Here is a 14,923-nt window from a genome sequence, read left to right on the forward strand (position 1 = left end):
GGAGCCCCTAGTCGTCCTTCTGCCCGAAGATCGCCAGGTTGGAAGAGTGCCCCGGGTTGACCTTGGCCTTCGGATTGATGAAGTGCACCGCGTTGTTCACTGCAATGCACGCCTCCGACGCCCCGGTGGCGATCAGCTTCAGCTTGCCGGGATAGCTGGTGATGTCGCCGGCGGCGTAGATGCCGGGGACGTTGGTCTCCATGAGCTGGTTGACTTTGATGTCGGCCTTCTCGGTGTCGAGTCCCCACTCCTTGATCGCGCCCAGGTCGGAATGGAAGCCGAGGAGCGGGATGATGGCGTCGAGCTCCAGGGTCTCCTCTTCCTTGGTCTTGTTGTTGAAGAGGGTGACCCGCTCCACCCGGCCGTTGCCCTCGATCTTCTTCACCTCCCAGAAGGTGCGGAGATCGCAGCGGCCCTCCCGGCTCAGCTCCTGGACCTGGTTGATGGTGGCGGCGTGTGCCCGGAAGCCGTCCCGCCGGTGAATCAGCATGATCGAATCGGCCACGCCCTGCAGGTTGACCGCCCAGTCGAAGGCCGAGTCGCCGCCGCCCACCAGGAGCACCCGCCGGCCCTCGAACTGCTTCGGGTCGAGGACCTTGAAATAGACGCCCTTCTCCTCGAAGGCATCCTCGCCCTCGATGCCCAGCCGTCGCGCCTCGAACGCGCCGATCCCGGCCGCGATGACGATGGTGCGCGAGGGATAGTCGCCCCCGTCGGTCTCCAGCACGAAGTGGCCGCCGTTCCCATCCTCCACCCGGCGGAGACCGGTCACCACCTCACCCATGTGGGTGGTCGCGCCGAACTGAAGTCCCTGAGCGGCCATGTCGCGCACCAGGTCCTTGGCCAGGATCTTGGGAAAGCCGGCCACGTCGAAGATGTACTTCTCCGGATAGAGCGCCATCAATTGACCGCCCAGCGCGGGCAAGGCATCGATGATCCGGGCCGAGGCACCCCGCATCCCGGCGTAGAAGGCGGCGAAGAGCCCGGTGGGTCCCCCTCCGATGATCGAAATGTCTCTCAGCTCCTGCTCGGCCACATCCAGCTCCTGCGTGATGGCAATGGTGAGGGCGGACTCCGTTGAATAAATATAACTGGCGACCCCACGGCCCGATCGTGGAGGACTTCCCCGAGCGGGAAGGACCGGGCACATTGGTTCCGTTCGATGACACCTCCGTTCATCTATCCCTCCTCCGCACCGTCGGAAGGCGCCAGTGAAGATCTACACCAGGACCGGAGACCAGGGCGAGACCGGCCTCTTCGGCGGCGGTCGGGTGCCCAAGGATCACCCGCGAGTCGCGGCGTACGGCGACGTCGACGAGCTCAACTCCGCCGTCGGCCTGGCCCGGGCCACCGCACCGGTCGAGCTGTTCGATCCCCTGCTCCAGTCGGTGCAGCGGGACCTCTTCTCCATCGCGGCCCACCTGGCGACACCCGATCCGGAGAAGGTGGCCAAGGCGCTGGAGAAGGCGGAGCTCTCGGAGGCGCGGGTAGCGGAGTTCGAGCGGGCGATGGATGCGGCCGACCAGGAGCTCCCGCCGCTCCGCGCCTTCGTGCTGCCCGCCGGCTCGCCCAAGGCCGCGGCGCTCCACCTGGCGCGCACCGTCTGCCGCCGCGCCGAGCGGAGCGTGGTGCAATTGGGACGGGAGGCGGTGGTCCCCGCGCTCTTCGTGGTCTACCTGAACCGACTCTCGGATCTGCTGTTCACCCTGGCTCGGCTGGCCAATCGCCGCGAGGGGCGGGAGGACGAGACCTGGTGACCGGCGGACCGGTACTGGTGAGCCACGCGCTGGGCCGCTACCCGGTCTACGTCGAGCCCGGCGCCCTGGCTCGGCTGGAGGAGCTGGTGGCCGAGCACCTGGCCGGCCGGCGGACGGCCCTCGTCGCGGACAACACGGTATTCGAGCTGCTGCACGGAGGCAGACTGGCGCGTTCGCCGTGGGGCGGCGAGGTGCTGACCTTCCCAGCCGGCGAGGCATCGAAAAGCCGGGAACAATGGAGCCGCCTGACCGATGAGCTGCTGCAGCGCGGGTTCGGCCGGGACAGCGCACTCGTCGCGCTGGGCGGAGGCGTCGCGGGCGACCTGGCCGGCTTCGTCGCGGCCACCTACATGCGCGGCGTACCGTATCTCCAGGCGCCCACTACGCTGCTCGCCATGCTGGACGCGTCGGTCGGCGGCAAGACGGGGGTGGATACGCCGGAGGGAAAGAACCTGGTAGGCGCCTTCCATCCGCCAGTGGCGGTGGTGGCGGATCCCCGCGTGCTTCGCACCCTCCCACTGCGGGAGTACCGGAGCGGCCTCGCGGAAGCCGTGAAGCACGGACTGATCGCCGATCCCGAGTACTTCGGGTGGATGGACCGCGAGACGGCGGCGCTGCTCGCGCGGGACGAGGCTGTCCTCACCCGGCTGGTGCGCGGAAGCGTGGCGATCAAGGCCGAGGTGGTGAGCGGGGACGAGCGCGACGCGGGCCGGCGGGCCATCTTGAACGCCGGGCATACCGTGGCCCACGCGCTGGAACAGGCCACCGGATACGGCCTGCCCCACGGCGAGGCCGTGGCGCTGGGTCTGCTGGCCGAGTGCGAGCTGGCCGAGCGACTCGGACTGGCCGGAGAGGGCATCCGCGCGCGGGTGGCGACGTTGCTGGGGAGGTTGGGGCTCCCGGTCCGGCTTTCGGTTCGGGTGCCGCCGGAGCGGCTGCTGGCGGCCATGGGCAGCGACAAGAAGAATCGGGCCCGCCAGGTCCGGTTCGCCTTACCCACATCAATCGGCCACATGGATGAGGGCGAGGGGTGGACCCGGCCGGCTCCGGAAGCGATCGTGAGACAGGCACTTCAGGTCATTCTTTAAGCCGAAAGACTGCAAAACATTACAGTTTTTGTCCCCACCGGGAGCCGGCTCGAAAATGTGGCGATCGGTGGACAAAGGCGCGAACCGTTTGGTCTTGAACGATTTGTGATGTGGAAACCTTCCTTTGCTTGACCGCGCCGCTCGCTAATCCTATATTCGATCACTCCTTCCGAGCATTCTGTCGCCGCTCTCGCAACCAAAAACCGCTGTCGGTTCAACTCACCCCTGGGGTTGACTATGGCCCACGTCCGTGTCCGGAAAGCTCACGCGTTAGTGCGTTCCGCCCCTGCCGGCGCCTTCGACCAGTACCTCCTCGACATCCAGAAGCTCCCCATGATCTCCGACCCCGAGGAGGAGAAACGACTGGCGCGCCGGGCCTTGGCGGGCGACGAGGTGGCCGCGGAGCGGCTGGTCACGGCGAACCTGCGGTTCGTGATCTCCTACGTGAAGAAGTATCAGGGGCACGGGCTCGATCTCTCCGAACTGGTGGCCATCGGCAACGAAGGCCTGCTCAAGGCGGTCAAGAAGTTCGACCCCGACCACGGGGTCAAGTTCATCTCGTACGCCGTCTGGTGGGTCCGCCAGGCGGTGTTGAAGGCGCTGGCCGAGCAGACCCGCAGCGTCCGCATCCCGCTCAATCAGAATTCGGCCCTGGTGCGCATGGCCCGCGCCCAGAGCTTCCTGGCCCAGGAGCTGGGACGCGAGCCGACCGATCAAGAGATCGCCACCGCCCTGAACGACACCCTCGACAACATCCGCTCCGCCCGCCGCATGACCTCGACCGAGGTCTCGCTCGACGCGCCGGTCGAACGGCAGGACCGGAGCGCCAGCAGCTTCGGCGAGCGCGTGGCCGGCACCGGCGGCGGCGAGATCGAGGAGATGACCGACGCTCGGCTGCAGCGCGAGTTCATCGATAAAATCTTTCAGCGGCATCTCACCCCGCGCGAGCGGAAGATCCTCTCGCTCTACTACGGCCTGGAGGAAGGCTCCGAGGCACTCACCCTGGAAAAGATCGGCACCCTCCTGGGCGTCACCCGCGAGCGAATCCGCCAGATCCGCGAGCGCGCCTTCGAGAAACTCCGCGACTCGGCCGACGTGAGGGCGCTGCGGGGGTACTGGGGAGCGGCGTGAGGGAGGGTGGGGCAAGGTGGGGCAGGGTGGGGCAAGGTGAGGCAGAGTGAGGCAGGGAATGGTGCTGGGGAAGGGCGGCGCTGGCATCCCGAGGAGTGTCAGCGACGAGAGATCTACGGCGTGGGATGACAGCCAAACAGCAAAAGCGACGGCAACAGTCCCCACCGCTCACGGCGCCGGTCCGATCCGAGTAATGAGAAGATCCCTCGCGGACTGTACTCTGAGCGCGCGAACGGACTCGCGATGACAGCACGGCAACCCGTGCCACAGTTCCAGCGAGCTCCCCCTGCCCCACGTTGCCTCACTCTGCCCCACCTTGCCCCATTATGTTCCATCATGCCCGCCCGACTCCCGATCTTCCCCCTGGGCGTAGTGCTCTTCCCCACTACTCCGCTCCCGCTTCATATCTTCGAGCCGCGGTACCGGCGGATGCTGGCCGACTGCCTGGAAGGCGACCGGACCTTCGGCATCACCCCCGTCGGCGCGGACGGGGAGCTGCCCGAGCTGGGAGCGGTGGGTTGCACCGCGGAGATCCGGGTCAACCAGGAGCTCCCCGACGGACGCTCCAACATCGTAGTGCTGGGCGGATCGCGCTTCGTGCTCACCAAGGTGCTGGAGGAGCCGGTGCCCTACCACGTAGCGCTGGTGCAGACGTTCGACGACCAGCCTGGAAGCGAGCCCGCCGACGACCGCATCGGGCGGCTGCGCGAGCTGTTCCAGACCTATCTCGGTCTCCTGCGTCAGCTCAACGATCTGCAGGCCGAAGAGACCAAGCTGCCCGACGATCCCGCCGGCCTCACCTTCCACGCCGCCGCGGCCGCCGAGTGTGACGTCTCCATCAAGCGGCGGCTCCTGACCGAGCGCTCGATCGCGAGGCGGGTCGAGGCGCTCCTCCTGCTCCTGCCCTTGCTCACTCGCGCGCTCGAGCGGGGAATCGAGGTCCACCAGCGAGCTCACACCAACGGACGGGGCACGGCGCATCCCGATCTCCTGGCCGGGACATGAAGCCGTCGCTGGTAAAGCCGTCGCTAGTCGCCGCGCTGGAGCGCATCGTCGGCCCCCGCTGGATACGGCACCGGCGCGCCGAGCTCAAGACCTATACCATGGACGGCTTGCCCACCCGGGAGTCGTTCCCCGGGCTGGTGGTCATGCCCGCCAGCTCCGCCGAGATCCGCGACATCCTCCGGCTGCTCCACCTGGTGGGTGTACCCTTCGTCGCGCGCGGGGCGGGCACCGGACTCTCCGGTGGCGCGGTGGCCGATCCCGACGCAGTGCTGATCGCCCTCACCCGGATGAACCGGATCCTCACGGTCGACCCGGTGCTCCGCCGCGCCGTGCTGCAGCCCGGCGTGGTGAATGCCCGCCTCTCCGAGGCGGTGGCTCCGCTCGGCCTCCACTACGTGCCCGATCCCTCCAGCCAGGCGGCGTGCACCGTCGGCGGTAACGTGGCGGAGAACGCCGGCGGCCCTCACTGTCTCAAGTACGGCGTCACCACCAATCACATCGTGCAGCTCGAGGTAGTGCTGCCCGATGCGTCGGTGGTCCAGCTCGGCTCCCTCCAAGGCGATCCCTGGGGACCGGACCTGGTCGGCCTCTTCGTCGGCAGTGAGGGCATGTTCGGCATCGTCACCGAGATCACCGTGCGGCTGGAGCCGGTGCCGCCGAGCGTGCGCACCATGCTGGCCGACTTTCCCACCGTGCGCGGCGCGAGCGAGGCGGTCTCCGGTGTCATCGCCGCGGGCATCGTGCCCGCCGCGCTGGAGATGATGGACCGCGCCTGCGTCGCCGCCGTCGAGGCCTCGATCTACGCTGCCGGCTATCCCACCGACGCGGCTGCGGTGCTGCTGGTGGAGCTCGACGGGCAGCCGGACGCGGTCGACGGCGAGGCCGCCACCGTGGAATCGATTCTCCGGCAGGCCGGCGCCCGCCAGGTGCGGAGCGCCACCAGTCCGGCCGATCGCGCCCGCCTCTGGCAGGGACGCAAGAAGGCGTTCGGGGCGATGGGCCGTATCGCGCCCGACCTGGCGGTGCAGGACGCGGTGGTGCCCCGCTCCGCCCTGCCGGACGTCATGGATCGGATCGAGGAGATCCGCACCCGGCATCGTCTCAGCATCAGCAATGTCTTCCACGCCGGCGACGGCAATCTGCACCCCAACATCAGCTTCGACCGGCGCGATCCGGATGTGACGCACCGGGTGCACCTGGCCTGCCGGGAGATCATGGCGGCCTGCGTGGCGGCGGGCGGCAGCATCACCGGAGAGCACGGCGTCGGCTCCGACAAGATCGACTACATGCCCTGGATCTTCGATCCGGAGACCCTGGGCGCGATGCGGGCGGTGCGCTGCGCCTTCGATCCGGCGGAGCGGTCCAATCCAGGCAAGGTGGTGCCGCTCCACGCTTGCCGGGAGTGGCGCGCGGCACCCGGGGTCCGATGAGCGGCAAGATCGTCCTGGCGCGGCTCAAGGCACTGCTCGGTACCGGTGGGGTGGAGCGCGATCCGGTGGGACTGCCGCGCGCGATCCCCGAGTCGGCCGACGCGCTCTCCCTGGTGTGCCGCCTGGCCCACGAGGAGGGCTGGAAGATCCGCATCGAGGGCCAGGGCACCTGGCTCCCGGGCGATGCGCCGGCCGATCTCGCGGTGAGCACCCGGGCCCTCGACCAGGTCGTGTCGGTGAGCCCGGCCGATCTAGTCGCCACGGTCCAGGCCGGCACGCCGATGGAGACCCTGCGCCGCCGGCTGGCCGACGACAGCATGTGGCTCGCGCTCGATCCACCGGGCCGGCCCGAGCGGAGCATCGGCAGCGTCGCGGCCACCGGCACCGCGGGCCCGCTCCGCCACGGCTTCGGCCCGGTGCGGGACCACCTGCTCGGCTGCACCGTCGCCACCGGAGACGGCCGGCTGGTGAGGGCCGGCGGGCGGGTAGTGAAGAACGTCGCGGGCTACGATCTCACCAAGCTGCAGGTCGGTGGGTTCGGCGGCTTCGGCATCATCGCGGAGCTGCACCTGAGACTCAGGGCGATGCCCCGGGCCGATGTCACCCTGCTGGCCCGCGGCCCTCGCGACGCGCTCACCTCCGCTGCGCGCGATCTGATGGAGGCGCAGGTGATGCCGGCCGCGCTGGAGCTGATCTCTCCCGCGCTCGCGGCGGAGTCGGAGTGGGTGCTGGCCGCGCGCTTCGTCGGCACCGATGCCGCCGTGCGGGGCGACGTGCCCCGGCTGAGCTCGGCCGCCGATCTGGTCTGGCAGCCGCTGCCCGCCGAGCGTACGGCGAGCTTCTGGAGCGTGGTGGCGCGCGGCATTCTGGGCGGGCCGGTCACTCTCCGGCTCGGCGTGCTGGGCAACGGGGTCGACGATACGGTCGACCTGCTGGCCCACGCCCTGGACGAGGGCCTGGTCTCGGCGGGCGCGGGCTCCGGGATGATCCGCTGGACCGGCGACGCGCCGGTGGAGCGGCTCCGCGAGGTCCGCAGGGTAGCCGCCTCGCGCGAGATCCCGATGACCTTGGAGCGCGCGCCCTGGCCCGTGCGGCGGGCGCTGGGACACTTCGGCGCGTACCGCGAAGGCGTCGGCCAGATCGTCGGGCGGCTCCGGGACAGCTTCGATCCGGGACAATGTCTGAGAGTGGCGCTGGAAGGCGTGACCGGTGACTGAGGCCGGCTACTCGGCGCTCGACCCCTGCGTGCATTGCGGGTTCTGCCTGCCGGCCTGCCCGACCTACCTCGCCACCGGAGACGAAGCCGACAGCCCGCGCGGGCGCATCGTGCTGATGCGGGCGCTGGAGCGGGGCGAGATCGGTCCCGCCGACGACGCGCTGGCCCAGCACCTCGACGCCTGCCTCGGCTGCCGCGGCTGCGAGCCGGTGTGCCCCTCGGGCGTTGGGTACGGTCGCGGCCTCGAGGCGGCGCGGACCCAGCTCTTCGCGTCCCGCGGCCTGCCCCCGCTTGCGAAGGTGGTTCTGGGCGTGTTCCGGCGAGAATGGCTCTGGCGGCCGCTGTTCACCCTGGCGCGGGCGTTCCGCGCGAGCGGGGTGCCGGGGTGGCTCGCTGGCGGCGGGAGGGTGGGATTCGGAATGGGGATGCTGGCGGCGAGCGGAGGGCGGCGGGAAGGACGGGAAGGACGGGAAGGACGGAAGCACCCGTTGTCATCCCGAGGAGCGCCAGCGACGAGGGATCTTGCCCGCGAATCCGGACCGCGTGAGCGCAGCGAATGGGCTCGGGATGACAGCTCCGCGCGCACTCCCACCGTCGCCCTCTTCCGCGGCTGCGTGATGGACACCCTCTTCCCCCACGTCCACGCCGCCACCCGCCGCACCCTCGAGGCCAACGGCTACACCGTCCGCGAGGTCCCGGGCCAGGTCTGCTGCGGTGCGTTGCACGAGCACGCCGGCGATCGCGCCGCCGCCCAGGCGCTTGCCATGGGGAACCTTCGCGCCTTTGCCGAGTCCGCCGACTTCATCGTGGTGAACAGCGCCGGCTGTGGCGCGCTGCTCAAGGACTACGGCCACCTCCTCGGCACCGAGGCCGCGGCCGCGTTCGGCGCCAAGGTCCGCGATGTCGCCGAGCTGCTCGCCGCGGCGGGCCCGCGTCCCGGCGGCGCGCTCGACCTCGACGTCGCCTACGATGCGCCCTGCCACCTGCAGCACGCGCAGCGGGTGCAGGACGCACCGCTCGCCGTCCTCGGTGCGGTGCCCGGCCTCCGTCTACGCCTGCTCCCCGGCTCCGACCGCTGCTGCGGCAGCGCCGGCGTGTACGCCATGCTCCGGCCCGCCATGGCGCGCGCCGTGCTGGACACGAAGATCGAGAGCTACGCCGCGGCGGAGCCGATGCCCCAGGTGGTAGCCACCGGAAACCCGGGCTGCCTCATGCAGATCGGCGCCGGCGTGCTGGCGGCGAGGCTGCCGATCCGGGTGGCCCACCCGGTCGAGCTGCTGGACGAGAGCTATCGCCGCGCGGGCATGTACGGGTGAGCCCAACTCCGTTATACCTTCGTCGTATGACCGCAGGGATAATCTTCGATTTCAATGGTGTGATCATCGACGACGAGCCGCAGCACTGCGATGCCCTCATCGCGACGCTGGCGGAGTACGGGCAGGCGCTCGACCGGGAGACCTACACCCGCGAGTACCTCGGCTTCGATGACCGCGAGTGCTTCCGCTACAGCTTTGGCCGGCTGGGACGTCCGGTGGACGACGGCGCGCTGCAGGAGGCGATCGAGCGGAAGAACGCCCGCTATGAGCGCGCCATCCGGGGCGACATGCGGCTGGTGCCGGGCGCGGCCGAGTTCATCGAGAACGCCGCCTTCGACGGATTCCAGCTCGCCATCGTCTCGGGCGCGCTCCGGCGCGAGATCGAGCTGGTGCTCGAGCTCACCGGCCTCCGTCCCCACTTCTCCGAGATCGTAGCCGCCGAGGATGTGAGTGCCTGCAAGCCCGATCCCGAGGGGCTGAACCGGGCGCGCGCGGCACTGTCCCTCGCGCCCAAGCGGATCGTGGTGGTGGAAGACTCCCTTCCGGGCCTGGCCGCCGCGCGCGCCGCCGGTCTCCAGTGCGCCATGCTCTGCACCTCGCATCCGGAGGACGCCATCGCCGGCGCGGACCTGGTCTGGCGCGATTTCCTGGGTCACGAGGCGGCCGAGCTGCCGTGGCGCCATGGCTGAGCTGGACCTCACACTCGATCGCGCGCGGCTGGAGAGCGTGCGGCACGGCGCCCGGGTGGTCGCCACCGAGTCGGCCGTCTTCCGGATCACCGGCCCGGGCGCGCTGGCCTGCCTCCAGGGCCTGCTCACCAACGACCTGGTGAAGCCGGGAGACCACAGCCTGGTCTACGGCGCGCTGCTCACGCCCAAGGGCATGATCGTGGTCGACACCTGGGTGGTGCGCCAGCCCGAGGCCCTGACGCTGATCGTGTCGCCCAAGGGGCGGGAGGCCGCGCGGGAGCTGTTCCAACGGTCCCTGCCGCCCCGGCTGGCCCAGGTTACCGACCTCACCGGACAGGCCCGCGTAGTTTGGCTCCTGGGAGGCCACGGCTTCCAGGTGCTGGCCAAGTCAGGTGCGGGGGTGCCGGAGGGCGCCGGGCGGGTGATCCAGGTGGGCGGCGATCTGAGCCCGGTGGCCGTAGCCCTGGCGCCGGAGTCGGCGCCGTTCGTCGGGCTCGCGGTGGGGCTCGCGCCCGCGGTGGACGCGCTGAGCGCGCGGCTCCTTGCCGCGTGCGCCGTGCCGGGCGACGAGCGCGATCTGGAAGTGGCCCGAGTGCTGGGCGGCTGGCCCGCGCTCGGGGCGGAGATCGACGAGCGCACCTTGCCCCAGGAGGTGCGCTACGACGAGATCGGGGGCGTCTCCTACACCAAGGGCTGCTACACCGGTCAGGAGACTGTCGCCCGGCTCCATTTCCGGGGCCACACCAACCGGGAGCTCAAGGGACTCCGCTGGACCGGGGCCGAGCCGCTGGAGGGCCGCAGCGTCACCACCGACACGAAGGAGGTGGGCACGGTGCGCTCCACGCTCGCGCTGGAGGACCGAATGCTGGGATTGGCCATCGTGCGGCGGGAGGTGACCCCGGGCGACGTGGTGCTGGCCGGCGGGCGGCGGGCCAAAGTCGTGGGCCTGCCGTTCGGCGCGGAGGAGCTGGATGGATAAGAATCGGGCCCCGGCGAAGCGCCCGGGGCCCGGCCCAGCAGGTGACCAGGGGAGCTTACTTCTTAGTGGTATCCCGGGCCATCGTGGAGTCGGACATCGGCATCGCGCTGTCGTGCGCCATTCCGCCGCCTGCCATACCAGTATCGGAGGACATCATGCCGGTGGTATCTCCCGCTGCGCCAGCAGGCTTCTTTTCGCCACACCCGGCGAGCACGACGAGGGCCGCCGCCATCAAAAGGGTCTTCTTCATTGTCGCTCCTGAATGGATTAAGTGGGCCAACACGGTCCGCTGGAAATGGCAAAGCCGTCGTCCGACCTGATGGGGCCAAAGTAAGCCGCGGATGACCTTTGTCAAGCCGAACCGCCCGCGGGCGGCGTAGAAGTGGTTGGCATTACGTGTCTTGTAACGAACCTACCTTTGCCTTCGAAGTCGAGTGATGAGCCGATATGACCGAGCCGCGCACCTTACGTGACCTGAAGAACAGTCCTTGGGCCGAGCCGCCGCTCCGCGGGCGCACCGTCCGCGACGAGATCCGGAGCAACCTGCTGCTGCGGCTCGCCTCGGGTGCGCCGCTCTTCACCGGCATCGTGGGCTACGAGGACACCATCCTGCCCCAGATCGTGAACGCGCTGCTGGCGCGGCATCACTTCATCCTGCTGGGCCTCCGGGGCCAGGCCAAGAGCCGCATCCTCCGCGAGCTCACCACGCTGCTCGACGAGCGCATCCCGGTGGTGGCGGGCAGCGAGGTGAACGACGATCCTTTCTCCCCGATCTCCAAGTACGCCCGCGAGCTGCTGGCCGAGTGCGGTGACGCCACGCCGATCGGCTGGCTCACCCGGGAGCAGCGCTACGTCGAGAAGCTGGCCACGCCAGACGTCACCATCGCCGACCTCATCGGCGACGTCGATCCGATCAAGGCGGCCCGGGGCGGCCACCTGCTCTCGGACGAGCTCACCATGCATTTCGGGCTGCTGCCCCGCGCCAACCGGGCCGTCTTCGCCATCAACGAGCTGCCCGACCTGAGCGGCAAGGTCCAGGTCGGCCTGTTCAACATCATGCAGGAGGGCGACGTCCAGATCAAAGGCTACCCGGTGCGCCTCCGGCTCGACGTGCTGCTCGCCTTTACCGCCAATCCGGAGGACTACACCGCGCGGGGCAAGATCATCACCCCGCTGAAAGATCGGATCGGCTCCGAAGTCATCACCCATTATCCCCGCACCGTCCAGCTCGGCATGGAGATCACCACCCAGGAGGCGTGGACCCAGCGTGGCGGGCATCCCCTCGACGTGCCCGACTTCGTGCTGGAGCTGATCGAGCGGGTCGCCTTCGAGGCGCGGGAGGACAAGCGGGTGGACAAGCGCTCGGGCGTGAGCCAGCGGCTGCCGATCAGCGTGCTGGAGAACGCCGTCTCCAACGCCGAGCGGCGGACGGCGCTCCTGGGAGAGGAGCGGATCGTGCCCCGGGTGAGCGACGTCTACGCCGCGGTGCCCTCGATCACCGGCAAGCTGGAGTTGGAGTACGAGGGTGAGCTGCAGGGCGGCGACGCCATCGCCCGCGAGCTCATCCGGCGCGCGGCCGGCCGGGTGCTGGAGGAGCGGATGGGAGGCGCCGATCTGAGCAAGATCGTCGCCTGGTTCGACCACGGCGGCGCCCTCAAGGTCCCGGGCGACGAGCGCTCCGAGCTCTGCTACCAGGGCTTCGGCGTGGTGCCCGGGCTGATCGACACCGTGGTGGAATTCGGCCTCACCTCACGGACCGACAAGCCCCGCGCCGTCGCCGCCTGCGAGCTGCTGCTGGAAGGTCTCGCCGCCCAGAAGCGCATCAGCCGTAGCGAGGAGCTGGGGTACACGAGGATGAAGCCGGAGCGGAGGGAGCCGGGGTATGGGAAGGGGGGGATTTCGTTTCAGTAGAAAGGCGGTAAGGGCGGTAAGGGCGGGAGAGACGAAAAGTTGGGGAGGAATCCAGGCCTTCCACGTTCGAACCTTACCGACCTTACCGCCCTTACCGCCCTGCCCGCTCGACCATCTCAGCGGCCCGCGCGATCCCCACCATTCCCGTATTAATCACCATGTGATACAGCAGGGGGTCATTCCAATCCCGATGGTAGTACTCGCGGTGATATCGGGCCCGCATCCGGTCGGTCTCATCCATCATGGCACAGGCCTGGGCCTGCGTGATGCCCAGACGGCGGGCGGCGTTGTCGGCGCGGAATGCTCTCGGCGCCACCAGCCGCACATGGAGGGCGTCCCGCTGGCGGGCCAGCACGGCGGCCGTGGCGCGCCCGACCACCACCACCCGCCCCTCGGCCGCGATTTCGGCGACCACGGCTTCGGTGATCTTCACCAGCTCGTGCTCCCGGCACCGGGGCACCACCCGTCCCTCGCCCACCAGCGGGAAGACCTCCGGGGTGCCGGCGGCCAGGGTACGGGCCAGGCGCTCGGTGAACCTGGGCACCCGCTCCTCCCGCTCCGCCACCTCCTCCGGCGGCAGCCCCGCGCGACGCGCCACCTGCTCCACCAGATCGTTGTCCACCAGCCGCCACCCGAGCGCCGCGGCTACCCGCTCCGCGACCTCCGATCCACCGGCTCCGAACTGGCGGGAGATGGTGATGAGCATGGGGGCTAAGATGGGATGGCAGGTTGGATCGCGGAAGGGCGGCAGCGGGAAGGACGGGAAGGGCGGTAAAGGCGGGAAGGTTCGGGGGCCTTACATCGAGGGCCGTGCTGTCATCCCGTGGACCGAAGCACTGCGCTGTCATCCCGAGGAGCGTCAGCGACGAGGGATCTTGCTCGCGCCTCCCCGACAAGCGCAGTGGATATCCGGGTGGGCGGGCGGCTTCGGGGTCCCATCCTGCGGAGTAGATCCCTCGTCGCTGACGTTCCTCGGGATGACAGCGTGGCCCTCGAGGTACCCTCCCCGAACCTTCCCGCCCTTACCGTCTTTACCGCCCTTACCGCACCGCCCTTCCCGTCTCCCCCGAGCCTCATTATCAATTCGACGGGAGGCCACCCCGCCATGCGCTTCACGACCTATTCCAAATACCACCCCGAGCTCGCCGACGCAGTGAATCTGCAGGGGCTGCTCGACCAGCTGAGCGACTTCCTGCTCCAGTCGGGGTTCGCCGGGGGCTCGCCGTCGTTCTGGAACGACGAGATGGGCGAGGGCGACCGGTCGCTGGACGCGCTGCGCCAGGCCATCCTCCAGGCGCTGATGGACTCGGGGCAGCTCACCCCCGACATGCTCAAGGTGCTCCGCGGCGAGTCCACCGGCGACCCGGCCCAGGACAAGGACATCGAAGGGCAACTCGGCGAGCTGCTCGACAAGATCGTCCAGCGGCTGATCGACGAAGGCTACCTCAACGTCGGCCAGGCACCCCAGGTGCCCCAGGGCTACCAGTCGATGTTCGGCCCAGGCGGCCAGGCCCGCTCGGCCGCCCAGCAGGTGCAGTTCAATCTCACCGAGAAAGGCATCGACTTTCTCGGCTACAAGACCCTCAAGAACCTGCTGGGCAGCGTCGGCAAGTCGAGCTTCGGCGCGCACGACACGCCCTACCTCGCCACCGGAGTCGAGGCCGAAGGGGTGAGCAAGCAGTACGAATTCGGGGACGTGCTCAACCTCGATGTGCCCGCCACTCTCACCAACGCCATCGCCCGCGAGGGGCTGGGCGTGCCCATCAACATCGAGTACAGCGACCTGATGGTGAGCCAGTCGGAGTACCGCTCCTCCGCCGCTACCGTGCTGATGCTGGACTGCTCGCACTCGATGATCCTCTACGGCGAGGACCGCTTCACCCCGGCCAAGAAGGTGGCGCTGGCGCTCACCCACCTGATCCGCACCCAGTACCCCGGCGACAGTCTCCGCGTGGTGCTCTTCCACGACTCGGCCGAGGAGATTCCGTTGAGCGCGCTGGCCACGGCGCAGGTGGGACCCTATCACACCAACACAGCCGAGGGGCTCAAGCTGGCCCGGCGTATCCTGCAGGCGCAGAAGAAGGACATGCGGCAGATCATCATGATCACCGACGGGAAGCCGTCGGCGCTCACCATGCCGGACGGGCGGATCTACGTGAACTCGATGGGGCTCGACCCGCAGATCCTCCAGGCCACCTACCGCGAAGTGGCCAATTGCCGCCGCAACGGCATCATGATCAACACCTTCATGCTCGCCCGGGACCGGAGTCTGGTGGAGTTCGTCAAGCAGGTCGCCTCGATCTGCAAAGGCAAGGCTTACTTCACCAACACGATGACGCTGGGCCAGTTCATCCTGATGGACTTCATGAAGCGGAAGACGCGACGGGTCTCCTAGTTCGGA

14 protein-coding genes are annotated in these 14,923 nt (G+C 69.2%); 11 read left to right on the forward strand and 3 right to left on the reverse strand.

The features are described from left to right. Positions 1–7 precede the first annotated feature (7 nt). Positions 8–1,036 (reverse strand): NAD(P)/FAD-dependent oxidoreductase, encoded by a 1,029-nt coding sequence (locus VHR41_14445; protein HEX3235395.1) that lies wholly within the window; start codon positions 1,034–1,036, stop codon positions 8–10. A gap of 175 nt (positions 1,037–1,211) precedes the next feature. On the opposite strand from VHR41_14445, the gene VHR41_14450 reads away from it, so the two are divergent. The 9 genes from VHR41_14450 to VHR41_14490 all read left to right on the forward strand — a co-directional run bounded on the left by VHR41_14450 (position 1,212) and on the right by VHR41_14490 (position 10,611). Continuing rightward, the gene (locus VHR41_14450; GenBank protein ID HEX3235396.1) at positions 1,212–1,757 is read left to right on the forward strand and encodes a cob(I)yrinic acid a,c-diamide adenosyltransferase; all 546 of its coding nucleotides are present in this window, start codon (positions 1,212–1,214) and stop codon (positions 1,755–1,757) included. Continuing rightward, on the forward strand, positions 1,754–2,845 hold the full coding sequence (aroB, locus tag VHR41_14455) for a 3-dehydroquinate synthase (protein HEX3235397.1): 1,092 nt from the start codon (positions 1,754–1,756) through the stop codon (positions 2,843–2,845). Before VHR41_14450 ends, aroB begins: the two co-directional genes overlap by 4 nt. A gap of 273 nt (positions 2,846–3,118) precedes the next feature. Next, a complete protein-coding gene (locus tag VHR41_14460; protein ID HEX3235398.1) occupies positions 3,119–3,976 on the forward strand; it encodes an RNA polymerase sigma factor RpoD/SigA in 858 nt (285 codons plus the stop codon). Between the two features lie 336 nt (positions 3,977–4,312). Beyond that, entirely contained in the window at positions 4,313–4,981 is a 669-nt protein-coding gene (locus VHR41_14465; protein HEX3235399.1) for an LON peptidase substrate-binding domain-containing protein, read from the forward strand. Further along, the gene (locus VHR41_14470; GenBank protein HEX3235400.1) at positions 4,978–6,411 is read left to right on the forward strand and encodes an FAD-linked oxidase C-terminal domain-containing protein; all 1,434 of its coding nucleotides are present in this window, start codon (positions 4,978–4,980) and stop codon (positions 6,409–6,411) included. Before VHR41_14465 ends, VHR41_14470 begins: the two co-directional genes overlap by 4 nt. After that, entirely contained in the window at positions 6,408–7,628 is a 1,221-nt protein-coding gene (locus VHR41_14475) for an FAD-binding oxidoreductase (GenBank protein ID HEX3235401.1), read from the forward strand. Before VHR41_14470 ends, VHR41_14475 begins: the two co-directional genes overlap by 4 nt. Then, positions 7,621–8,943: a heterodisulfide reductase-related iron-sulfur binding cluster gene (locus tag VHR41_14480; protein ID HEX3235402.1), complete on the forward strand. Its 1,323-nt coding sequence runs from the start codon at positions 7,621–7,623 to the stop codon at positions 8,941–8,943. The genes VHR41_14475 and VHR41_14480 overlap by 8 nt, the downstream gene beginning before the upstream one ends. Before the next feature lie 26 nt (positions 8,944–8,969). Continuing rightward, complete coding sequence (locus tag VHR41_14485; GenBank protein HEX3235403.1) at positions 8,970–9,632, forward strand: HAD family phosphatase; 663 nt, start codon at positions 8,970–8,972, stop codon at positions 9,630–9,632. Next, positions 9,625–10,611: a hypothetical protein gene (locus VHR41_14490; protein ID HEX3235404.1), complete on the forward strand. Its 987-nt coding sequence runs from the start codon at positions 9,625–9,627 to the stop codon at positions 10,609–10,611. The genes VHR41_14485 and VHR41_14490 overlap by 8 nt, the downstream gene beginning before the upstream one ends. A gap of 55 nt (positions 10,612–10,666) precedes the next feature. Here VHR41_14490 and VHR41_14495 read toward each other — a convergent pair whose 3' ends face one another. Beyond that, positions 10,667–10,861, reverse strand: coding sequence for a hypothetical protein (locus tag VHR41_14495; protein HEX3235405.1), 195 nt, complete (start codon positions 10,859–10,861; stop codon positions 10,667–10,669). A 197-nt stretch (positions 10,862–11,058) separates the two neighbouring features. Here VHR41_14495 and VHR41_14500 point away from each other — a divergent pair, with 197 nt between their 5' ends. Next, a complete protein-coding gene (locus VHR41_14500) occupies positions 11,059–12,522 on the forward strand; it encodes a magnesium chelatase (protein HEX3235406.1) in 1,464 nt (487 codons plus the stop codon). Positions 12,523–12,613: 91 nt separating this feature from the next. Here VHR41_14500 and VHR41_14505 read toward each other — a convergent pair whose 3' ends face one another. After that, the gene (locus VHR41_14505; GenBank protein HEX3235407.1) at positions 12,614–13,228 is read right to left on the reverse strand and encodes a cytidylate kinase-like family protein; all 615 of its coding nucleotides are present in this window, start codon (positions 13,226–13,228) and stop codon (positions 12,614–12,616) included. Positions 13,229–13,627: 399 nt separating this feature from the next. On the opposite strand from VHR41_14505, the gene VHR41_14510 reads away from it, so the two are divergent. Then, positions 13,628–14,917 carry a VWA domain-containing protein gene (locus VHR41_14510; protein ID HEX3235408.1) on the forward strand — a complete coding sequence of 430 codons (1,290 nt, stop codon included), beginning with the start codon at positions 13,628–13,630 and terminating at the stop codon, positions 14,915–14,917. Positions 14,918–14,923 lie beyond the last annotated feature (6 nt).

Source organism: Gemmatimonadales bacterium (assembly GCA_036265815.1).
Taxonomy (GTDB): domain Bacteria; phylum Gemmatimonadota; class Gemmatimonadetes; order Gemmatimonadales; family GWC2-71-9; genus CAVVWJ01.